We start from the raw sequence: 21,130 nt of genomic DNA, 5'->3' as shown, positions 1-21,130 counted from the left end.
ACACAAACCTGTCACCTGTCAAAAAAGTTTAATTTCCGCGATGAAGTACCTTCTGGTCGAAGACAATCTGGAGCTTGCAGAAGCGGTTGCGTCACGCATCCGCTTGGATGGGCATACAGTTGATCATGCTGCAAAAATTGCAGATGCGAACGCATTTGCTGACACTGGTGAATATGACCTGATTTTGCTGGACATTATGTTGCCGGATGGGGATGGCCGAAGCTTTCTAAAACAGCACCGGGCGCGCAAAAATCTCACTCCGGTGATTGTTCTGACCGCGCGAAGCCAAGTTTCTGATAGAATCAGTTTGCTCGATTTGGGTGCTGATGATTACCTGACAAAACCGTTCGATCACGCTGAATTACAGGCGCGCTGCCGTGCAGTTTTGCGCCGCAATGCTGGATCCGCTCAATCCGTCCAGACGATAGGCGATGTCGAATTTGATGCTGTATCGGGCCTTTTGGTCGTGAACAAAGAAAGCATCAATTTACGCAATCGCGAACTTCGGTTGCTTGAGCTGTTGATAAGTTCCAAAGGGCAGGTTTTCTCAAAACAGAAACTTGTGGACCGCCTGTTTTCCTATGATGACGACGTGTCCGAAAATGCGATTGAAGTCTATGTTGGGCGACTGCGCAAACATTTGGAGGGATCAAATGTGCGGATCGTGACGCTCCGAGGACTGGGGTATAGGTTGGAGCATGAAAGCTGAGGTGAACGTTTCAGGATCGTTACGAAGGCGGCTCGCTCTTATCATGACAGGGGGTGCAGCGGTGTTGGCTGTGATTTTGTTTTTTGTTGTGCGTGGGCTGGCAGCCCAAGTTGCACAGCAAGGTCAAGACAATATCCTGAACGCATCGATGGCATCAGTATTGGATACCGCCGTAATCCGTGAAGGCCGCGTGACGCTAGATTTCCCTTACTCATCGCTATCGATGCTCAACACCGTTGCAGATGATCGCGTTTTTTACGCAATCCACGAAGGCAGGACCTTGTTGTCTGGCTATGAATGGCTTGTACCGCCGAGTGATTTATCTGCCGGTGCCGCCCATTTTGAAACGACAGTCTTCAACGCAGAACAAGTGCGTGTCGCGACAGGTCTACGGATATTAACTGGAACGGACGGACCTCGAAACGTGTCTGTTTCTGTTGCTCAAACGCAGGATGCGTTGTCAAACACCTTGAATACGATATCGCGCAATATTGCTTTGTTGGGGCTTGGGTTCTTCGTACTGTCATCGGCGCTCGCGATTTGGGCCGCCTCGACCACCAGCGGTCAAATGCGCCGCCTGACATTTTCTGTGACACGCCGCGGACCGCAAGACCTAAGACCTGTGACCCAACCCGTGCCATCAGAAATGGCCCCTTTGGTTGGATCTTTGAATAGGTTTATGTCGCGGCTGGACCACACCTTGACCCAATCTGAAGACTTTATTGCCGAAGCAGCGCACCGCATTCGCACGCCGCTTGCGACGGTACGATCACATGCCGAAGCGACATTGCAGCGCGTGGAGCACACCGAAAATCGAAAATCTTTGCAGGCCATGGTGCGCGCAATTGACGAAAGCAGCCGCGCTGCGGGGCAACTCCTTGATCATGCCATGGTGACGTTTCGCGCCGAAAGCCTCGAGCTGTCGCGGATCGCGCTGGCCGACCTGTTGCGCGACCTCGTTCAAAGCATGTCACCCGTCGCGGAGATGAAAGACATTTCTATTGTGATGGAACTCGACGGACCTGCAGCCTTACAAGGAGATGCGATCTTGCTTCAAAACGCGCTTCGCAATCTTATCGACAATGCTCTGAAATATGCGCCTGTTGAGACGACTGTCACCGTGCGTGTCTCTGAGACACCACGTTTGTCTGTCAGCATTATGGATGAGGGGACAGGGTTTGCGGCGGATGAAATGCAAACGCTCACGGGGCGTTTCGTGCGGGGCAAAGACATGGGTAATAAAGTCGGCTCAGGGCTTGGATTGACGATCGCCCATGAGGTTGCAATTGCGCATGGTGGCGAGATGATATTGACCAACACAGCGGAGGGCGGTGCATGCGTTACCTTGTATTTCTAGTCGCAATTTTGATGTCGTCTCTTGTTGCCGCTCAGAACTGGGAAGACAGGCAGGTTTTCGGAACATCCGACATGCCGCCATTGCGCATACTCTCCAGCACAGACACGTCTTTTTTTGCGCCGATTATTGAAGACTTTATAGCCACGTCGCCGAATACATCTGTGGAATACCTTGTTGCAGGGACTGTTGGTCTAGACCAGTTGTTTCGAGCTCGACCTGATCAGTTCGATATCGTGATCTCTAGTGCAATGGACCTTCAGCTCAAGCTGGCAAACGATGGGTTTTCTTCAGCTGTCGTGAACGTTGACCATCCGGAATGGGCGCAGTGGCACAACAGACTTTTTGCATTTACCTCCGAACCTGCTGCCATTGTCCTCAATCGCCAAGCCTTTAACGACCTATTGGTTCCAAGCAGCCGACAAGATTTGATACAACTGATGCGCGACCATCCGAAACGGTTTCAGGGGCGGGTCGGGACTTATGATGTGAGGCAATCTGGCTTGGGCTATCTTTTTGCCACTCAAGATGCGCGCGCAACTGAGACCTATTGGCGTTTGACAGAAGTGATGGGTCGCGTTGGCGCAAAACTATACTGTTGTTCCGGCCAGATGATCGACGACTTGCGATCGGGTGATCTGATCATGGCCTATAATGTCTTGGGGAGCTACGCACAGGCGGAGGCGGAAGCATCCGATGATCTCATGGTCATCCTACCGTCAGAGTTTCCAACGACTATGATGCGGACGACCTTAGTATCTGTGGCCGCACCAGACCCGCAACGTGCCAAAAGCTTTGTTCGCCACCTCTTGAAATTACAAGCGGTCGGCGATCCACGCATTTTCCCATTGCCACCGCTCGCCGGCTCTCAAGACTATCAAACACAACGGACCATCGGCCTCGATCCAGCTTTGATGACCTATCTGGATAAAATGAAACGGGAAGCATTCATTCGCGAATGGGAAGATGCCATTGTCCAAGTGGACTAGGATTTGCTTGTCTGTGCAGATTTCTTGCTATCGTAGCGAATGCCCCCTTTCTGCCAAATTTGGTGACATCGCCTATGGGGTTGTAAAGGCGGACACTGGCCCATCGGGTGACTACAGCCGCAATGACCACCCCTTCGCTACAAACCCGTCCCGGCTTCAGCCGCTTTGATCGCTGCTGATGATCCTGTGAGGGGGATCACTCCGCGCTGTGTCAGGTCTTCAATGATCAGTGTATCGCCGCCTTTGAGGGGGCGCAGGGCGGTGCGGGGGAGGGTGAGGCTATAGGCGGGCTGGCCTTGTAGCATCACGATTTTGCCGTGTCGGTAGGTGTCGAGCGGGGTGATTTTGCCGCCTGCATAGCTCACAGAAAGGCGCAGGGTGAGCGGGCGGGCACTCCAGAGGCCTGTGATGAAGAGTTGAGCTGTGCTTTCGCCGTCTTCAAAGCGCAGGGTTGCGCCGAGGCCGTTTGCGCCCTGTGCGCTGGCAAAGCTGGCTTTGCCTGAGTGGCCGGCCGTCCAAGCGGGGCTGGACTGCGCGTGGAGCGCGGGGGCAAGAAAGCAGGCAAGCAGAACAACAAAAAAACGCATGAATAGGCCCCAAAACGACAATAGATGCGCATGGGTCGCATATTTTCACGTGTGGGAATAGCGGTCATTGAGCATTTACACTTGGGGTGTTACGCTTGCGCCATGCTCGGCATCGGGGCCAACAGATGTGTAAGAAGGAGGGACTTCGTCCTGTCACCAAACGTTGTTGCGGCCAAAGGCGCGGCGCATGCGGCCCCAAAAAAGGCCAAAGAGCTGAGCAGCGAAGACTTGCTTGCTGCCATACTGAAATCACTTGACGATGATAAAGCTGAAGATGTCGTGCAGATTGATCTGCGCGGGAAGACATCTATTGGCGATTATATGGTTGTTTGCTCCGGGCGCTCGTCGCGTCAGGTGGGCGCGATCTCTGAGAAGCTTGCGGAGCGCTTGAAGCTTGATCACGGCCGCGCCTCAAAGATCGAAGGCAAGAACACGGGCGACTGGGTTTTGGTCGATACGGGCGATATTATCGTTCATGTCTTCCGCCCTGAAGTGCGCGAGTTTTACCAGCTTGAGAAGATGTGGCTGACGCCTGAGGCGGAAAAGGCCTGATATGCGAGTTCAGATCTGCGCGGTGGGCCGTCTGAGAGGCGGGCCTGAGAAAGCGCTGATTGATGATTATGTGACGCGCTTTGAGCGCACGGGGCGGGGGCTAGGGCTTACCGCCCTTTCTGTTGTGGAAGTTGAGGACAAGAAGGGCGGTGGCATGGAGGCTGAGGCCGCCCTTTTGGAGCGGGCTTTGCCTAAGGGCTGCGTCTTGGTTTGTCTCGATGAGCGTGGGCGCGTGGAAAGCTCGCCCCAGTTTGCCGAGCGCTTGGCGGGCTGGCGGGACAAAGGCGCGCAGGATGTGGCATTTGTCATTGGTGGTGCTGACGGGATCGCGCCGAGCCTGCGGTCGCGGGCAGCGCATTCTGTGAGTTTTGGAAAGATGGTCTGGCCGCATATGCTTGTGCGGGTCATGCTGTCCGAGCAGCTTTATCGCGCGGCGTCGATTTTGGCGGGTGCGCCGTATCACCGCGAATAAGGCTCTGGGTGTTGCCCCGAAGCGTTTGAGAGCGTAAACGCTTGTCGCAAAGAAGGTATGGGCAATGAGCAGACAAAAACCGGTTGTTTTGTGTATTTTGGATGGGTGGGGCCACTCGGAGCGGCGTGAGGACAATGCACCTTTGCTGGCCAATACGCCCAATTTTGACAGGATCTCAGCGGAGTGCCCTCACAATTTTCTCACCACTCATGGGCCTGATGTGGGCCTGCCGAGCGGGCAGATGGGCAACTCTGAGGTTGGTCACACCAATATCGGCGCGGGGCGCGTTGTCGCGATGGACCTTGGGCAGATCGATCTGGCGATTGAGGATCAGAGCTATTTTGAGAACGAACGGCTGAAAGCGTTTATCGCTCAGTTGAAGGAGACAGGTGGCACAGCACATCTTGTCGGGCTTGTCTCGGACGGGGGCGTGCATGGCTCGCTTGTGCATCTGATCGCGTCGGTCAATGCGATTGCTGAGGCGGGTGTACCTGTGGCTATTCACGCAATTGCAGACGGGCGCGACGTAGCGCCGAAATCGGCCTTTGGGTATTTTGCGGCCCTCACGGAGGCACTTCCTGCCAATGCCAAGATCGTTACGGTTACGGGGCGATATTTTGCGCTGGATCGTGACAACCGCTGGGAGCGGGTCAAGGAAGCCTATGACGCTATGGTGCATGGGCAAAGCGGCTATAAGGCGATGGACGCGCATGGCGCGATTTCAAATGCTTATAACCGCAGCGAGACCGACGAGTTTATCTCGGCCACGGTTCTGCGCGGCTATGAGGGTATGAAGGACGGTGACGGTGTCTTTTGTCTTAACTTCCGTGCTGACCGCGCGCGGGAGATACTGGCGGCAATGGCTGAGCCTGATTTTGACGGGTTTGACACGGGCGCGCGGCCCAAGCTGCAGATGCTTGGGATGGTTGAATATTCGGAAGCCCACGAGCGCTTTATGGACACGGTCTTCCCGTCTCGGGTGATTGTGAATACGCTGGGCGAATGGGTCGCCAAGCAGGGCCTCCGGCAGTTCCGCCTCGCGGAAACAGAGAAGTATCCACATGTGACCTTCTTTCTCAACGGTGGCAAAGAAGGCGCGGAAGATGGCGAGGTGCGCTACATGGCGCCGAGCCCGAGGGTTGCGACCTATGACATGCAGCCCGAGATGAGCGCCGCAGAAGTCACAGACGCGTTTGTGGGCGCGATTGAAGACGGGTTTGACCTCATCGTAACAAACTACGCGAACCCTGACATGGTCGGCCATACGGGCGATTTGAAAGCCGCGATGAAAGCTTGTGAGGCTGTCGATGAGGGCCTTGGCCGCGTGCTTGCGGCGCTTGAAAAGGCGGGCGGTTCTATGATCGTCACAGCGGATCACGGCAATTGCGAAATGATGCGGGATCCGGTGACAGGGGGTGCGCATACGGCGCATACCATTAACCCTGTGCCTGTGATCCTTGTGGGCGGCCCGAAGGGCGCGGCTTTGCGTGAGGGGCGCTTGAGTGATCTGGCGCCGACACTTCTGGCGCTTATGGGGCTGCCGCAGCCTGAAGAAATGACTGGCGAAAGTTTGATTGTATGAACTGGCGCGCAGCGCTCTTGGCGGCTTGTCTGGCTGTGCCAACGGGGCTCTGGGCGCAAGACGTAAGCCCCGCAGAGGCCGCAGCATCCGCGCTTGAGGATTTGTCCGCCGCGCGGGATCTGCTTGAGGCGGCGAAGGGTGGGCGCGAGCGCGTCGCAGCTTTGAGTGAGACGGTGCGCGCCTATGAGGCGGGGCTGAGCGCCGTGCGCGCAGGGTTGCGCCGCGCCACGATCCGCGAGCGGGAACTGAGCCTTAAGCTCGCCGGTCAGGAAGAGGAGATCGCGGCGCTGCTCACGGTGCTTCAGGCGCGCGGGCGCGCGGGCTCTCCCAGTCTGTTTTTGCATCCCGAGGGGGCGCTGGGCACGGCGCGCGCGGGTATGATTGTGAGCCAGATGACACCTGCGCTGAATGCACAGGCCGACGCTTTGCGCGAAACGCTTGTTGAAGTGAGCACCTTGCGCCAGCTTCAGGCGGGTGCGGAGCGCAGCTTGCAAGACGGGCTCACAGGGGTACAGGACGCGCGCACAGCTCTGAGCCAAGCGATTGCCGACCGCACAGATTTGCCACGCAAGTTTACTGAAGATGCAGTTAAAACGGCATTGCTTATTGCCACCACCGAGACGCTTGAAGCCTTTGCTGCTGGCTTGGGTGAAATCAGCGGCGGGCCTTTGGAAACAGCTGCAAACGTGGATGTGTTTGACCAGAAGGGCGCGCTGCCGTTGCCTGTGGCGGGGCGTGTCTTGCGCCGTGCGGGCGAGGCTGATGCTGCTGGGATCAAACGGCCTGGTGTCTTGCTTGCGACGCGCCCACGCGCGCTTGTCAGCGCTCCTGTGGCCGCAACAATCCGCTATCAGGGGCCGCTTTTGGACTTTGGGAATGTGATGATTCTTGAACCAAAATCAGGGCTTCTGATGGTATTCGCGGGGCTGGATGTGGTGTATGGACGAACAGGTGAGGTGATTGCAGAAGGCGCACCTTTGGGCCTTATGGGCGGCAAAGACGCCGCAATCGGCGAAATATTGACACAAGTTGGTGATGGAACAGGGAGTGACCTTTCACAATCACTCTATTTGGAAGTAAGAGAAGACAATGAGCCAGTGAACCCCGAGAGCTGGTTTCGCACACAAAGGGAAGACTGAGACATGAAGAAATTTCTCATGGCGGCGGCAACCGGAACGCTTGCGAGCGTGCTGATCACCACGCAGGTGGCAGCGCCTTTGCTGGCACAGGAATCCACCAAGACCACGAATGTTTATCAGCAGCTTGATCTGTTTGGTGACATCTTCGAGCGCATTCGTGCGCAATATGTCGAAGAAGTGGACGAGGGCGACCTGATTGAAGCGGCCATCAACGGCATGTTGACCTCGCTTGATCCGCATTCAAGCTACCTTAGCCCGGAAGACGCGGAAGGCATGAAAGTGCAGACCAGCGGCGAGTTTGGCGGGCTTGGCATCGAAGTCACCCAAGAAGAAGGCTTTGTGAAAGTTGTTTCCCCGATTGATGGGACACCAGCGGACGAAGCGGGCGTTGAATCGGGCGACTTTATCACCCACGTGGATGGCGAGAGCCTTTTGGGCCTGACGCTAGATGAAGCTGTGGAGATGATGCGGGGGCCTGTGGGCAGCGAGATTGTCATCACGGTGGCACGGGAAGGCGAAGATGAGCCGCTCGAAATTTCGATCATTCGAGATACCATCAAGCTCACGGCTGTGCGCTCACGCGTAGAAGGCACGAGTGTTGTTTTGCGGGTGACGACGTTTAACCGCCAGACCTCGCCCAACCTTGCTTCGGGGATCAAAGAGCAGATCGAAGAGGCGGGTGGCATGGACAAGGTTAACGGGTTTATCCTTGATCTGCGCAACAACCCTGGCGGGCTGTTGACCGAGGCAATTGCAGTTTCGGATGCATTCCTTGAGAGCGGCGAGATTGTTTCGACCCGTGGGCGCAACCCTGAAGACGGCGAGCGCTATAACGCAACGGCGGGTGACCTGACGGGTGGTAAGCCGATTGTTGTCTTGATCAATGGCGGCTCTGCATCGGCCTCCGAGATTGTGGCAGGGGCGTTGCAAGACCATCGCCGCGCCATCGTGGTTGGTACGAAGAGCTTTGGCAAAGGCTCGGTTCAAACGGTGATGCCGCTCAGAGGCGAGGGCGCGATGCGCTTGACGACGGCGCGGTATTATACGCCATCAGGGCGCTCAATTCAGGCGCTGGGCGTTTCGCCTGATATTGTTGTGGAGCAGCCCCGCCGCAAGCCTGACGCGGAGACGGAAGAAGAGCAAACCAAGTTTGAAGCGCGCACAGAGGCCGACCTGCGTGGCAGCCTCAACAACGACAGCTTGACCGAAGACGAGATTGAACAGATCAAGAAGGATCAGGAAAAGGCGCTCGCAGCAGCCAAGCTGCGCGAAGAGGATTATCAGCTCGCCTACGCGATTGATATTCTCAAGGGACTTGAAGCGCTCGGACCCGAGAGCAAGTAAGGTCTCAGCCTGTTAAAAATCGGAGCCGCACCTGAGAGGGTGCGGCTCTTTGTGTTTGAGAGGGTCTGTGGTTTCGAATTTTTGCTGCGCAAAAATCCGACCGATGCGGGGGCCAGCCCCCGCACCCCCGAGATATTTTGAGAAAGAAAAACTGGGGTGCAGTTTGGGTTTGGTGCGGGATTGCAGAGGGGAACGCAATGCGCCAGAAGGGGCATAACTGGGGGGAAGACTTATGCTGGAAATTTTTGTGCTCTGTGTCGCTGGCTTTGCCACCGGCGCGCTCAATGCGGTTGCGGGGGGCGGAACATTTATTTCCTTTCCTGCGCTGGTTTGGCTTGGTGTGCCGCCGATTATGGCCAATGCCACGGCGACATTGACCGCTATTCCGGGCTATGCGGGGAGCGCTTGGGCGTTCCGGAAGGATATTGCGGCAGAGGGTGCGCTAAGCTTGCCTGTTATGTTGCTGATCTCTGCCCTTGGGGGGCTGATTGGCGCATTGTTGCTAACGGTGACAAACGAGGAGGTCTTTATGGGCCTCGTGCCTTGGCTTTTGCTCGTGGCAACACTGATATTCGCGGCGGGCCCAAAGCTTCTGACGCTTTTGAAGGGTGGCGGGCTTGGCACGATTGGCTCTGTGGCTGTTGTCTTGGGCGTTTCGATTTATGGCGGGTATTTTAACGGTGGTCTCGGGATCATGCTTCTGGCGGTGTTTGGCCTCATGGGATTTGCCAATCTGCACGGGATGAACGGGCTCAAAAACCTGATGTCGACGATGATTTCTATTGTTTCAGCGGGCGCGCTTGCTGTGGCGGGGCTGATTGCTTGGAAGAGCGCGATTGTGCTGGCGCTGGCAACGACGGCAGGGGGCTATTTTGGTGCCGCTTATGCGCGTAAGATCACCAATATGAAGCTTTTGCGCGGTGGGATTGTGGCTGTTGGCCTGATCATGACCGTATTGTTTTTTCTGAAGTGAGGATGTGATGAGCCCTGAAGAGATTGCCCAACTGCCCTATCGCCCCTGTGTGGGGGTGATGCTTGTCAACGCCGAGGGCCACGTGTTTGTGGGCCAGCGACGCGACCGAGACCAAGACGCATGGCAAATGCCGCAGGGCGGCGTGGATGCTGGCGAGGGCGCGCGCGATGCGGCGTTGCGCGAGCTTTGGGAAGAGACAGGTGTAACGGCAGACAAGGTTTCGGTTGAGGGCGAAACGGATGGCTGGCTGCCCTATGATTTGCCCCACGACCTTGTGCCGAAGATCTGGAAAGGCCGCTTTCGCGGGCAAGAACAGAAGTGGTTTCTGATGCGATTTCACGGCCAAAACAGCGATGTCAATATTGCGACCGAGCATCCAGAGTTTTCGGAGTGGCGCTGGCTTCCCGCAGATCAGCTTGTCGCGAATATTGTCCCGTTCAAGCGCGAGGTTTATGCCGCGGTGCTTAAGGCATTTTCAGATCAGATATGATCGTGCCGTTGGCCACCTCTCGAGAGTGAGGCACGCTCCAGCCGACTATCCGCAAATTTAACCCGGGAAATAGCATGCGACGTGCAAACCTTGTGCTTCGCGTGCCTCTGGCGGGCTTTGGCGGCAGATGTTCTGCGCCTTTGGGCAGCGCTCGGCGAACGCGCAGCCTTTGGGTGGGTTGATCGGGGAGGGCGGATCGCCTGAGAGCTTCATCGGGCGCACATAGCCTTTTGACTTGCGCCGTGCGAGTGACGGTGCAGCGGCCAGAAGCGCTCGGGTGTAGGGATGTTGTGGGGCTTCAAAGAGGGCTTCAACAGGCCCGTGTTCAACAATTTTGCCAAGATACATTACGGCGACATCATCGCAGACATGGCGGACCACGCCGAGATCGTGGCTGATAAAGAGGTAGCTTAGGCCAAGTTCGTCTTTGAGACGGGCCAGCAGGTTGAGAATTTGGGCCTGGATGGCCACGTCGAGTGCGGACACTGGCTCGTCGCAGACCAGCAGCTTTGGGTTGGTGGAGAGGGCGCGTGCAATGGAGATGCGCTGACGCTGCCCGCCTGAGAACTGGTGCGGAAACAGGTTGAGCTGATCAGGGCGTAGGCCAACGAGCTTAAAGAGCTCGCGTACGCGCGCGTCGCGTTCGGCGGGTGTTCCTATTTCCATAAGGTCCATCGGCTCGCGGACGATATCGGCAACCCGCGCGCGCGGGTTGAGCGAACTATACGGGTCTTGAAAAATGAGCTGGATATCACGGCGGCGCTGGCGCATGGCCTCATCGGATAGCGTCAGCAGATCCTCTCCTTCAAAGAGCACCTGCCCGCCCGCGGCCTCGGTGAGCCTTATAGCAGCCATCGCTGTTGTGGTTTTGCCTGAGCCGCTTTCGCCGACGATCCCGAGTGCGCGGCCGCGCTCAAGCGTGAAGGAGACGGAGCGCACGGCCTCAAGATACTGGCGCGCGCCGAAGAGGCCTTTTTTGCCCAAGGTGAAGCGCACTGTCAGATCATTGGCTTTAAGAAGGACTGTCATATGCGGGCCTCTTCTACGGCGTGGCAGGCGGAGGGATGATGGCCATGGTTTATCAGCTGCGGTTTCTCGGACAGGCAGCGCGCGTTTGCGTGGGCGCAGCGCGCGGCGAAGGCACATCCCGCGCCCAAGAGGTGCAGAGGCGGGACGACACCGGGGATTTCTTTGAGAGCGGTGTCACCTTTGCCAAGTGCGGGAATGCAATCAATCAGCCCGCGCGCGTAGGGATGTTGTGGGGTGTCGAGCACGCTGTCGGCGGAGGCTTCTTCGATGACGCGGCCTGCATACATGACGGCGACTCGGTCGGCCATTTCGGAAATGGCGCCCATGTCGTGAGTGATGAGAATGATGGCTGCGCCAAACTCGCGCTGGATTTCATTGAGCAGATCAAAGATTTGGGCCTGAACCGTCACATCAAGTGCTGTGGTTGGCTCGTCGGCGATGAGCACCTTTGGACGGCAGGAGACAGCCATCGCGATCATCACGCGCTGACGCATCCCACCTGAAAGCTGATGTGGATAATCGCGCGCGCGCTCGGCGGGAGAGGGGATCCCCACCCGATCGAGCAGGGCCACGGCGTCTTTCATAGCAGTGTCGCGGCTGACCTTCTGGTGTAGCATGATGGCCTCGGCTATTTGCGCGCCAACTGTGAAGACGGGGTTGAGCGAGGTCATCGGCTCTTGAAAAATCATTGCTATTTCAGCGCCGCGCAGGGCCCGCAGGCGGGCCTCGGAGGCGGACGTGAGTTCTTCGCCGTTGAGCGCAATGGAGCCGCCCGCGATACGCCCTGGAGGCGAGGGGATGAGGCCCATGGTGGCGAGGGCTGTGATCGACTTGCCGCAGCCGCTTTCGCCGACAACACCGAGTGTTTCGCCTTCATTGACATGCAGGGAGACACTGTCGAGCGCTGTCACCTCGCCGTAGCGCGTGTTGAATGTGACGCGCAGGTCTTTGATATCAAGAAGAGCGCTCATCGGATGGCCACGGCGCGATTGGTCAGGGGCAGGAACGAGGGTTTTGCACCCCCGCACCCCCGCAGAATATTTTGGGAAAGACAAAGAGCTTGCATGGGCTTAACGCTCCCTCAGCTTTGGGTTGAAGGCGTCGTTGAGGCCGTCGCCGATCAGCGAGACAGCGAAGACTGTGAAGAAGATTGCAAGGCCGGGGAAGGTGACAGGCCACCAAGCATCGAGGATATATTCGCGGTTGGCCCCAATCATGAGGCCCCAAGACATGACATTTGGATCGCCGAGGCCCAGAAAGCTGAGCCCTGCTTCGAAGAGGATGGCGACGCCGATTGTGAGTGTCGCGGAGACGATGAGCGGAGGCATGGCGTTGGGCAGGATGACTTTCCAGATGATGCGCTTGTTTTTGGCGCCAATGGCGCGGGCGGCTGTGACGTATTCCAGCTCTTTGATTTTGAGAAATTCTGCACGGGTGAGCCGAGCTGTCTGCGGCCAGCTTACCACGCCAATGGCCATAGCGATGGTGAAGAGAGAGGGCGAAAAGAGCGTGACCAGTACCATGGCGAAAAGGAGGGCTGGAAGCACCTGAAAGAATTCGGTGATGCGCATCAGGAGATTGTCGACCCAGCCGCCATAAAAGCCCGCCAGCGCACCGAAGGTGATACCGATGATCATGGTGATCATGGCGGCGGTGGCACCGACCGCAAGTGTGGCTCCGCCCCCTGTGAGCAGACCAGCAACAAGGTCGCGGCCGAGGTAATCGGTTCCGAGGGGGAACTCGGGGGTTACGCCGGGGCGCTCGTGGGGCGCCCAGACAACATCAAACGCATCACCTGTGTAAAAGAGCTGGCCATAGAGGGTGAGCAGGATGATGACGGCGAGGATAAACACCCCGACGAGCGCGGGGATATTGCGACGGAACATGCGCCAAGCCTCGCGTGCGGGGCTTTCGGCAGTGTAATCGGACATATCGTTTTGATTGGACATATCAGCGGCCTCTCAGGCGAGGATCAGCCCAGCGATAGGAGATATCGGTGAGGATATTGGCGACAACAACCATCGCGGAGGCAAAGAAGAGCACACCCATGATGGTGGGATAGTCACGGCGCAAGATGCTTTCAAATGCGAGCCGCCCCATGCCGGGCCAATTGAACACGGTTTCGACCAGAAGCGCGCCTGAGATGAGGTTGCCAAACTGCAGACCTGCGACCGTCAGGATGGGCAGGGCCGCGTTGCGCAGGGCATGTTTGAAGAGAACGGTGCGTTCAGGGGAGCCTTTGGCGCGGGCAGTGCGGATGTAATCGGAGCCGAGCACCTCAAGCATGGAGGCGCGCGAGAGGCGGGCGTATTGGGCGAGGTAGATGATCGCCAGTGTAAAGGCGGGCAGCACCAGATGATGCGCCACATCGAGCGCCTGCGTAAGAAAGGGGGCATCGCGCAGCTTGACCGATTGCATGCCTTCAACGGGGAAGATCGGGATGGCGGAGGCAAAGAGAATGATCAGCATGATGCCAGTCCAGAAGACGGGCACGGCGTAGCCTATGGTGGCGAAGACCGAGACGAAGGCGGACATGACGCCATTGGGCTTGCGTGCGGCGATGACACCGAGGAAGACGCCAAGGACGATCGAAATGATCTGGGCTGAGATCACCAGAAGGATCGTCGGGCCAATGCGCGCAGCGATGAGCTTTGAGACAGGCTGGTTGAAAAAGAAGCTTTCACCGAGATTTCCTGTGGCGACGCCTGAAATGTAAATCCAGAGCTGAGTCAGGACCGGCTTGTTGAGGCCATAGTCTTCGCGGATGCTTTCGAGCATCTCCTCGGTCGCACCACCCATTTCGCCTGCAATCACAACAGCAGGATCGCCGGGAGCGAGGCGGATGAGTAAGAAATTGAGAACCACGACACCGAGCATCAGGAGAAGGCCATAGGCAAGGCGGCGTGACAAAAAGGAGAGGCTCATGGGATATCCTAGGTGTTCAGGGTGACAGGGCCGCGCAAGACTGCGGCCCTGTCAAAAAGCCTAGCGCTGGGTTACTCGGCCCACTCGACCATATCCATCGGGTGCATTGTGCCCCAGATGCCTTTTGGTGCGTTTTTCAGCTTCTTGCTAAAGGCCGTGTGATAAGGCGTTGCGTTGATCCAGTAGATCGGCAGATCAGCGGCGACGATCTGCTGGAACTCGGCATAGAGTGCGCGGCGTTTGTCCATGTCCAGCTCCACTGCCGCGGCGCCGAGAATTTCGTCGACACGTGCGTTGCTGTAGGACTGGGTGTTGGACCAGATCACGCCTTTGCGGATGTTGGAGCTGAGGTATGTGCGGTGAACACCGATCACAGGATCACCCCAGTTGAAGACCACGTCCATCGAGAGTTCGAAGTCATGCCCGCCAACGCGGCCTGCCCATGTGGGGAAGTCGGGGGCGGCGCGCACAGTGAGCTCGATGCCGATCTTTTTGAGCTGGGATTTCAGATATTCGGCCACAGACTGCTGTTGCTCTTTGGGGCCAGGAATATAGTCAATCGTCAGTTCCATCCCGTCGCCATAGCCCGCCTCGGCCATGAGCGCGTTGGCTTTGTCCAGATCGGTATCATAGGCGGGAATGCTGCCATCAAAGAAGGGTGAGCTTTCTATGATTGGGCCACGTTGTGGCTTGGAAACGCCACGGTGCAGGGCCTTTGTGATGAAGTCGCGATCAACCGCATAGGCAATGGCCTGACGCACGCGCACATCGCTGAGCTTTTCGGACGCTGTGTTGAATGCGAGCCAGTTGATCGGGCCAACGGCGGCGTAGCCTTCGCTGGTGATTTCAAGGGCGTCGACTTTTTCCAGCCGCTTGATTTCCTGACTTCCCGCCATGAAAGGATAGATGTCGGCATCACCGTTTTCCATCGCAATCAGAAGCGCTGAGGGGTCTTTGATGATGTTGACGATGATTTCGTCAAGCTTTGGGCGGCCCTCAATGAAGAAGTTGGGATTTTTCTTCATTACGATGGCTTCGCCAGCTTTGAATTCTTCAAGCATGAAGGGGCCGGAGCCCACGGGGGCCGAGTTTGCGGGGTGTGATTTCACATCCTGCCCGTCACCGTAGATATGCTTGGGAAGGATCGGCGCAAGGGCGGGGGACATGGCCAGAAGCAGCGCTGGGTGCGGCTGGCTGAGATTGATCACAACGGTGTTGGCGTCGGGCGTGTCGATGCTTGAGACGGGTGCAAACATCGTCTGGAAGGGGTGGTTTTCTTTGATCGTCATGATCGAGAAGGCCACATCTTCGCTTGTGACAGGTTTACCATCGTGGAAGGTCGCGTTTTTCACCAAGTTGAGCGTCACGGAGAGGCCGTCTTCGGCCACTGTCCAGCTTTCGGCGAGGTATGGCTGTGGCTCCCAATTTTCGTCATAGCGCAGGGGCGATGCAAAAATCTGCGTTGAGGGCACGGCTGTGGCGATGCCTGACTGGACTGCGCCGTTGAGGTGGCGGGGCACTTGTGTCGAGGCGATGACCAACGTGCCGCCTTCGGAATAGGCTGGCAGGGCGGAGAGCGACATTGCCGAAACGGCAACAGCACCCAACAGGCGTGTTGTGAACTTCATTTGAGACTCCCTTGGTTTCTTTTTTGTATTGGAAACAGGCTAGCGCGGGCTATCCACTATCAAAACAGTGTTTTCCTTTGCCTAAGCTCGGTTTTTTTGATGTTTTAGGGAGTGGGCGCCAGAAACAGATCGTCAAACGCGCCTTCAGAGGACAAGAGTGCGCAGATTTCCAGCACAGCGTTTACGATCGGAGTGTGGCGGGCGTTGCGGGTGTAGGCGAGGCCAAAGGCGGGTTCGTCTATCGCGCCTATGAGGGGGCGGCAGACGTATCCGCTCGCGCCTTTGCGGTCGTTGGGGCCGCAAATATTGAGAATCGAGTACCCGTAGTTGGCAGCGACGAGGCCGCGCAGGACTGAGGAACTTTGAGTCGTGTGTACAATGCGGGGGGCGAGGCCAGCTTGTTTGAAGATCGATGTGAAGTAGGGCTTCGTTGCGGCGAGATCGAGCATGATCATGGGGAGATCTGCGATATCGGTGAGCGAAAGCTCGGATTTGGCTGCCAGCGGCGAGACTTCGGGCAGGAGAACATAGGGGCGCGCGCGAAACATCGGCTGGAAGAACATCGTATCGGGAATTGTGCGGCGATAGGTTAGGGCGGCGTCTATGACACCGGTGTTGAGAAAGCCGACAAGGCTTTCCATATCGCCTTCGCGCAGTTCAATACGGATTTCAGGGTGCTGGGCGGTGAGGCGGTTGAGGATGCGCGGCAGCATATAGGGGGCTGTTGGAGCGTAGCAGCCCATGCGCAGGCTACCCACTGTTGCGCCTCGGCTTGAGAGCAGGTCGGATTCTAATATGCGAGCATCGGCAAGGAAGGCTGCAATTTTGCTGGCGGCAAGCAGCCCCTCATCGGTAGGGACGATGCCTTTGGCGGGCATCCTGTGAAAGAGCGGTACCCCCATGAGAGCTTCGCTGGCGTCAATCGCCGCAGCAATCGAAGATTGGGAGATGTTCATTTCTCTGGCGGCCTGCACGATTGAGCCTGTGCGCAGAGCGGCATCGACATATCGCAATTGTTTGAGGGTAAAGTGCACGACAGATATCCTCGGAAAAAACGGTGTAAGGGCGATGTTAAATCTATTTTTCCGATTAACAAGCCTGCGTTACTTCTTTGTTCAAAGAGGGAGAGAGTCATGAGCCAGATTACTGTTTTTGCGGCGCGCGAGATCATTACAATGGATCCAAACCGCCCGCGTGCCAGCCATGTTGCCGTGCAAGACGGACATATTCTCGCGGTGGGCGGTCAGGACTGCGCGGCTCAATGGGGCGATGTTGTCTATGACGATAGCTTCAAGGACTCGGTTCTCATGCCCGGCTTTGTGGAGGGTCACGCGCATATGATGGCGGGCGCGATGTGGCAGTATGCCTATGCTGGCTATCACGACCGTATCGATCCTGATGGTAAGCTCTGGCCTGGGATGCAGACGATTGACGCCGTGGTGGAGAGCCTGAGCACAGCGGAAGCGACCTTGCCTGAGGGCAGGGCGCTTGTCGGCTGGGGGTTTGATCCGATCTTCCTTCGCTCCGAGCGGCTGAGCCGAAAGCATCTTGACCAAATCAGCGCAACGCGGCCGATTGCGATCATGTTTTCCAACTTCCATTTGATGTGCGTGAACAGCGTTGCGTTGGAAATGGCGGGGTACGATGCGCAGACCAATGTCGAGGGTGTTCTACGCGGTTCAGACGGTAGTTTGAGTGGTGAGCTTCAAGAGATGGCGGCGATGTTTCCTGTTATGCGTCGTCTCGGCATCGACTTTCGTGGGCTGAGCCAAACCGAGGATGCGATCCGTTCTTATGGGCAGGTTTGTACGCGTGCGGGCGTCACCACCGCGACAGATCTATTCGCCACCATCGAGGCGGATGATTTGGGGACACTTGTGAGTGTTACGGGCGAAGCCAGCTTCCCGATCCGGCTTGTGCCAACGCTTGGGGCGATCGGTGGCAGCCCTGAAGAGATTGCGCAGAAAGCGCTGAAGCTTAAGACACACAGCCATGAGAAGCTCCGCCTTGGTGCTGTAAAGCTCATGACGGACGGCTCCATTCAGGGCTGGACTGCACGCGTGAAGTGGCCCGGATATGTGGGCGGGCAGCCAAACGGAATCTGGAACACGCCGCCTGAAACTATCTTTGCGCTCTGTGAGGAAATGCAGAAGCAGGGCATTCAGATGCATATTCACACAAATGGAGACGAGGCATCCGAAGTCTCTATTGCAGCAATTGAGGCGGCAGGACGCAAGCACCCGTGGCCGAGCGCACGGCATGTTTTGCAGCACTGTCAGATGATGGGGCGTGATCAGTTCCGCAAATGCGCGGATATGGGAATTTGCACCAATATCTTCAGCAATCATATCTGGTATTTTGGCGACCAGCACGCTGAGCTGACCATTGGCGAGGAACGCGCCATGCGCATGGATGCGGCACGCTCTGCACTTGATGAAGGCGTGCGCGTTGCACTTCATTCCGATGCGCCAGTGACGCCTATGGGCCCCTTGTTTACAGCTTGGTGCGCTGTGGCGCGTGAGACGATGAGCGGGCGCGTTCTGGGCGAGGCGCAGCGGATCACCACCGAAGAGGCACTCTATGCGATTACGCTGGGAGCGGCGTATACCCTCAAGCTTGATCACGAGATTGGCTCTATCGAGGCTGGTAAGCGCGCAGATTTTGCCATCTTGGGCGAAGATCCAACAAAAGCCGCAGCGCTTAAGGATGTTGAGGTGCTCGGCACGGTGCTGAGTGGGGCGCTGCATCTGCTATGAAACGCCTGCCACTCACGGTGATTGCCGGCTATTTGGGCGCGGGCAAGACTACGTTGATCAACCGTTTGCTGGCTGAGCCACACGGGGCGCGCCTGATGGTTCTGGTCAATGATTTTGGAGCTATCAATATTGATGCTGAGCTTTTGGAGAGCGCTGATGAGGACACGTTGACGCTGTCAAACGGCTGTGTCTGCTGCACGATTGGCGGCGATCTGTTCATGGCGATTGGGGATGCGCTTGACCGTGTGCCAAGGCCAGATCATCTTGTCATCGAGGCCAGTGGAGTGGCGCAACCTGCAAAGATAGCCAATGCGGCTCTTGCCGAGCGCGAGCTTTTGTATTCAGGAATTGTCACCGTTGTTGATGCGCTAAATTATCCTGCTTTGGCGAGAGACAGCCTTGTTGGAGAGCAGGTTAAGACTCAGGTGCGCGAGGCGGACTTGGTCTTGCTGGCCAAGGGCGAAAGCGCGGGGTTGAAGCTTGAGCTTACGGTGCTTTCAGGTGCGCCCGTGATGGCCCTTGAGGAGGATTTGTCGCTTGCAGAGCTGCTCTTGGAGCGCAGCGAACACGCGGGGCCTGTGGCGGGCGGTTCGGCACATCCAGCCTATCAGAGCTGGTCCTGTGAGGAAGCGCGTGTTTTTGAGCGCGCGCATCTCTTGAATAAACTCGCGGCGCGGCCTGCGGGGGTATATCGCATCAAAGGGCGGCTCAGGGGCGAGAGCGGCGGGCTTGAGCTTCATGTGGTTGGTGGGCAGGTGAGCGTGCGTGACTGCGCACAGCCTAAAGCTGGCCAGATCGTTGCTATAGGCCCCAAGGCGGCGCTCAGTGCTGACGATATCGAGCGCTGGTGGGCGGCCGATGGCTAAGCTTGCTGGGGTGTCACGAGATGTGTGGTTTTTTGAGTCTTTTGCAAAAGTGTTTGGACAATGCTTGTAAGACGCCAATGTGGCTTCTCTTTTCGTTCTCCAAGTCATATTATCTCTGCATAAAAAAATAATATTTGAGGATTGAACATGAGCCGTTATTTGGCATTGGCGCTATTTTTAGCAGTTTCAGGCTGTGGCACTCTGAGTGGCTTGGGCCATGGAGCTGGGCAGGTCTTTCAGGGGATCGGCAGCGATCTTTCGTCGCTGGGCGATATGTTCCAGAGATAGGCACGGGCGCTTTGATTTAGGTCTGCCAGCGGGCAGGCATACGGGCTTTTCGCAGATCAACTGTCTTGACGCGCTCGGCATCTTCTTGGGCGCGTTGGGTGTCAGGGCAGGGGGTGTCGGCGGCATCCCGAGCCTCCTCTTGCTCCAAGGCAAGGCGGAAGGACAGAGCGGCTGTGGCCAGCCAGAAAGGCTGGAGGAGATAGCCGTTAAAAACAATCCAGAGCATAAGCGCGATTTGGGCGCCGGGCGTCTCAAACTTTGGTTCTGAAATAGGATAGTTGATCAGATCAGGCGTTTGGCCTGTGAAGGCGCTTTGGGCCAGATGGATCAGTGAGCGAAGACTGACCTCTGGGATGAAAAAGATCACGGTAAATAGGGCAAAGCCGCCGAGTACACCAACATAGGAAAGGCGACTTGTCAGGATTGACCAGAAGTTGAACCCGATCCCCCATAAGCCATTGAAGACCCGATCAGAGTGGCCAATGGCATAGGCGGCGGCGGCTGTTGGCACGGCAAAAAGTGCGCCAAGCACTAGAGAAAAAGGTGTGTAGAGTAGGCTGGCCGCGAGGACGGCGGGAATGCGCCCTTCGTTGAAGAGGGCCATATCGCGTGCGAGGGCCTCAAGCGGCGCAGCAAAAAGGTCTGCGAGGTGTGCAGGGCCATATAGGCCGACCAGCATGAATACGACAAGCGCGCTGGCGAGCAGAGACGACAAGCCACGCATCACACTTATTTTGATCACCTCACTGATCAGATACTCCAGCCTCTGGCGGCGCGCCACGCCGATGAACCCAAGCAAGGAGTGCAAGTTTGTAAGCGTGTTGGCTGTATTGGTGAAGGCAATCGTGAGCGGTACAAAGATGATCATTACAGGCGCCGTAAATGCGGCGAGAACGGCGAGAAACGTCGCCAAAACACCATAAAAGCCGAGGCGAAACTCGAAAAAGAATTTCGACACGATAAGGTGTGGTGTGGCACGGATTGCCAGTATGAAGCTGTATCTTAGAAGGCTCATGCTATGCCCGCCCGTTGTGATGCGAGGAGGTTTTAGCCGAAAGATGCGGGTATTTTAGGGCGAAACAAAGCCTTTCGGCTTTGTGCGAAGCTTTGAGGGGAAAATCTGGTGCTGCAGGGGAGGATTGAACTCCCGACCTCGTCATTACCAATGACGCGCTCTACCACTGAGCTACTGCAGCAACGATGTGGCGGGTGATTAGACCCAATTCAGCTTTCACGCAAGGCCAATCTGGACGCTTATGCTCAAGCGCTATAAGAGACCATTATGGAGCCAAAAAACACAAAACCGAAAGCCAAGGGTGAAACCGCCCGTGAAGACCGCTTGAAAGCGGCTTTAAAGGCCAATATGGCGCGCCGTAAGGCGCAGGCTAAGGCACGCACCGCCGCACAAAGTGGTGAGAGTGCGACGAGTAAAGATAAAGGGTAGAGC

22 protein-coding genes and 1 tRNA gene are annotated in these 21,130 nt (G+C 56.9%); 14 read left to right on the top strand and 9 right to left on the bottom strand.

Annotation, left to right across the window (positions count from 1 at the left end; genetic code table 11):
- Positions 1-40: 40 nt before the first annotated feature.
- The 3 genes from DSM117340_RS12580 to DSM117340_RS12570 are packed head-to-tail and all read left to right on the top strand — an operon-like array spanning position 41 to position 3,052.
- Positions 41-709 (top strand): response regulator transcription factor, encoded by a 669-nt coding sequence (locus tag DSM117340_RS12580; RefSeq protein WP_089892206.1) that lies wholly within the window; start codon positions 41-43, stop codon positions 707-709.
- Positions 699-2,066, top strand: coding sequence for a sensor histidine kinase (locus tag DSM117340_RS12575; RefSeq protein WP_089892203.1), 1,368 nt, complete (start codon positions 699-701; stop codon positions 2,064-2,066). The genes DSM117340_RS12580 and DSM117340_RS12575 overlap by 11 nt, the downstream gene beginning before the upstream one ends.
- The gene (locus DSM117340_RS12570) at positions 2,045-3,052 is read left to right on the top strand and encodes an ABC transporter substrate-binding protein (RefSeq protein ID WP_089892200.1); all 1,008 of its coding nucleotides are present in this window, start codon (positions 2,045-2,047) and stop codon (positions 3,050-3,052) included. The genes DSM117340_RS12575 and DSM117340_RS12570 overlap by 22 nt, the downstream gene beginning before the upstream one ends.
- 137 nt (positions 3,053-3,189) lie before the next feature.
- On the opposite strand, the gene DSM117340_RS12565 is transcribed toward DSM117340_RS12570, so the two are convergent.
- A complete protein-coding gene (locus DSM117340_RS12565; RefSeq protein ID WP_089892197.1) occupies positions 3,190-3,639 on the bottom strand; it encodes a hypothetical protein in 450 nt (149 codons plus the stop codon).
- 102 nt (positions 3,640-3,741) lie between these two features.
- Here DSM117340_RS12565 and rsfS point away from each other — a divergent pair, with 102 nt between their 5' ends.
- The 7 genes from rsfS (at position 3,742) to DSM117340_RS12530 (ending at position 10,191) form a co-directional block, all read left to right on the top strand.
- The gene (gene rsfS / locus DSM117340_RS12560) at positions 3,742-4,191 is read left to right on the top strand and encodes a ribosome silencing factor (protein WP_089892194.1); all 450 of its coding nucleotides are present in this window, start codon (positions 3,742-3,744) and stop codon (positions 4,189-4,191) included.
- A gap of 1 nt (position 4,192) precedes the next feature.
- A complete protein-coding gene (gene rlmH, locus DSM117340_RS12555; protein WP_089892192.1) occupies positions 4,193-4,663 on the top strand; it encodes a 23S rRNA (pseudouridine(1915)-N(3))-methyltransferase RlmH in 471 nt (156 codons plus the stop codon).
- 64 nt (positions 4,664-4,727) lie between these two features.
- Positions 4,728-6,245, top strand: coding sequence for a 2,3-bisphosphoglycerate-independent phosphoglycerate mutase (gene gpmI, locus DSM117340_RS12550; protein ID WP_089892190.1), 1,518 nt, complete (start codon positions 4,728-4,730; stop codon positions 6,243-6,245).
- A complete protein-coding gene (locus tag DSM117340_RS12545) occupies positions 6,242-7,384 on the top strand; it encodes a peptidoglycan DD-metalloendopeptidase family protein (protein WP_089892187.1) in 1,143 nt (380 codons plus the stop codon). The genes gpmI and DSM117340_RS12545 overlap by 4 nt, the downstream gene beginning before the upstream one ends.
- Before the next feature lie 3 nt (positions 7,385-7,387).
- Entirely contained in the window at positions 7,388-8,728 is a 1,341-nt protein-coding gene (locus tag DSM117340_RS12540) for a S41 family peptidase (protein ID WP_089892183.1), read from the top strand.
- A 232-nt stretch (positions 8,729-8,960) separates the two neighbouring features.
- The gene (locus tag DSM117340_RS12535; RefSeq protein WP_089892180.1) at positions 8,961-9,701 is read left to right on the top strand and encodes a sulfite exporter TauE/SafE family protein; all 741 of its coding nucleotides are present in this window, start codon (positions 8,961-8,963) and stop codon (positions 9,699-9,701) included.
- Between the two features lie 7 nt (positions 9,702-9,708).
- The gene (locus tag DSM117340_RS12530; RefSeq protein ID WP_089892178.1) at positions 9,709-10,191 is read left to right on the top strand and encodes an RNA pyrophosphohydrolase; all 483 of its coding nucleotides are present in this window, start codon (positions 9,709-9,711) and stop codon (positions 10,189-10,191) included.
- A gap of 57 nt (positions 10,192-10,248) precedes the next feature.
- Here the strand turns inward: DSM117340_RS12530 and DSM117340_RS12525 are convergent, their stop codons facing one another.
- The 6 genes from DSM117340_RS12525 to DSM117340_RS12500 form a co-directional block, all read right to left on the bottom strand.
- Positions 10,249-11,220: an oligopeptide/dipeptide ABC transporter ATP-binding protein gene (locus tag DSM117340_RS12525; RefSeq protein ID WP_089892175.1), complete on the bottom strand. Its 972-nt coding sequence runs from the start codon at positions 11,218-11,220 to the stop codon at positions 10,249-10,251.
- Positions 11,217-12,191: an ABC transporter ATP-binding protein gene (locus tag DSM117340_RS12520; protein ID WP_089892172.1), complete on the bottom strand. Its 975-nt coding sequence runs from the start codon at positions 12,189-12,191 to the stop codon at positions 11,217-11,219. The genes DSM117340_RS12525 and DSM117340_RS12520 overlap by 4 nt, the downstream gene beginning before the upstream one ends.
- Positions 12,192-12,290: 99 nt before the next feature.
- Complete coding sequence (locus DSM117340_RS12515) at positions 12,291-13,169, bottom strand: ABC transporter permease (protein ID WP_177170689.1); 879 nt, start codon at positions 13,167-13,169, stop codon at positions 12,291-12,293.
- A 1-nt stretch (position 13,170) separates the two neighbouring features.
- Positions 13,171-14,145, bottom strand: a complete 975-nt coding sequence (locus tag DSM117340_RS12510; protein WP_089892169.1) for an ABC transporter permease — start codon at positions 14,143-14,145, stop codon at positions 13,171-13,173.
- Between the two features lie 71 nt (positions 14,146-14,216).
- Positions 14,217-15,773, bottom strand: a complete 1,557-nt coding sequence (locus DSM117340_RS12505; RefSeq protein ID WP_271437469.1) for an ABC transporter substrate-binding protein — start codon at positions 15,771-15,773, stop codon at positions 14,217-14,219.
- A gap of 104 nt (positions 15,774-15,877) precedes the next feature.
- Entirely contained in the window at positions 15,878-16,807 is a 930-nt protein-coding gene (locus DSM117340_RS12500; protein WP_089892164.1) for a LysR family transcriptional regulator, read from the bottom strand.
- A 99-nt stretch (positions 16,808-16,906) separates the two neighbouring features.
- On the opposite strand from DSM117340_RS12500, the gene DSM117340_RS12495 reads away from it, so the two are divergent.
- The 3 genes from DSM117340_RS12495 to DSM117340_RS12485 all read left to right on the top strand — a co-directional run bounded on the left by DSM117340_RS12495 (position 16,907) and on the right by DSM117340_RS12485 (position 19,683).
- On the top strand, positions 16,907-18,529 hold the full coding sequence (locus tag DSM117340_RS12495) for an amidohydrolase (RefSeq protein WP_271437470.1): 1,623 nt from the start codon (positions 16,907-16,909) through the stop codon (positions 18,527-18,529).
- Positions 18,526-19,395, top strand: coding sequence for a CobW family GTP-binding protein (locus DSM117340_RS12490; protein ID WP_089892157.1), 870 nt, complete (start codon positions 18,526-18,528; stop codon positions 19,393-19,395). Before DSM117340_RS12495 ends, DSM117340_RS12490 begins: the two co-directional genes overlap by 4 nt.
- A gap of 147 nt (positions 19,396-19,542) precedes the next feature.
- Entirely contained in the window at positions 19,543-19,683 is a 141-nt protein-coding gene (locus tag DSM117340_RS12485; protein WP_177170688.1) for a hypothetical protein, read from the top strand.
- A gap of 16 nt (positions 19,684-19,699) precedes the next feature.
- Here DSM117340_RS12485 and DSM117340_RS12480 read toward each other — a convergent pair whose 3' ends face one another.
- Complete coding sequence (locus tag DSM117340_RS12480) at positions 19,700-20,698, bottom strand: hypothetical protein (RefSeq protein WP_271437471.1); 999 nt, start codon at positions 20,696-20,698, stop codon at positions 19,700-19,702.
- Between the two features lie 106 nt (positions 20,699-20,804).
- Positions 20,805-20,879: transfer RNA gene (locus DSM117340_RS12475), tRNA-Thr, on the bottom strand.
- A gap of 86 nt (positions 20,880-20,965) precedes the next feature.
- Here DSM117340_RS12475 and DSM117340_RS12470 point away from each other — a divergent pair.
- Positions 20,966-21,127, top strand: coding sequence for a hypothetical protein (locus DSM117340_RS12470; protein ID WP_177170687.1), 162 nt, complete (start codon positions 20,966-20,968; stop codon positions 21,125-21,127).
- Positions 21,128-21,130 lie beyond the last annotated feature (3 nt).

The organism is Lentibacter algarum (assembly GCF_040580765.1).
Taxonomy (GTDB): domain Bacteria; phylum Pseudomonadota; class Alphaproteobacteria; order Rhodobacterales; family Rhodobacteraceae; genus Lentibacter; species Lentibacter algarum.
The sequence above is the reverse complement of the archived record's forward strand: the minus strand, read 5'-3'. Positions and strand labels throughout refer to the sequence as shown.